Origin of the sequence: Micrococcus sp. GbtcB5 (assembly GCF_019091605.1) — a bacterium.
GTDB lineage: Bacteria > Actinomycetota > Actinomycetes > Actinomycetales > Micrococcaceae > Micrococcus > Micrococcus luteus.
This window is the reverse complement of the sequence record NZ_JAGXJK010000480.1, coordinates 1-236: the sequence shown is the minus strand read 5'-3', so window position 1 is coordinate 236 and position 236 is coordinate 1. Positions and strand designations below refer to the sequence as shown.

Here is a 236-nt window from a genome sequence, read left to right as displayed (position 1 = left end):
GCCCCCAACCAGGAAGAGGCCTTCGGTCCCGAGATCCCCCTGCTGGGCCTGGACCCCACCCCCACCCAGGCTCGCCGCCTCACCGACCTGGCCGGCGCCATTCCGCGGCTGGGCATCGCCGCGGTCACCACCGCCAACCCCCTGGCCTCCGTCTGGCTCCTGGACCTCGAGGCCGAGGACCACGCCGTCCTGCTCCCGGGCAATCAGCACCCTCGCCCGCAGTAGATCACCCCCGA

1 protein-coding gene is annotated in these 236 nt (G+C 73.3%); it reads left to right on the top strand.

All coding sequences use genetic code 11. The annotated features are described in order from the left end of the window. On the top strand, positions 1–225 hold a 225-nt coding region (locus tag KVS67_RS13185; RefSeq protein ID WP_217565566.1), incomplete at its 5' end, for a hypothetical protein. Positions 226–236: the final 11 nt, after the last annotated feature.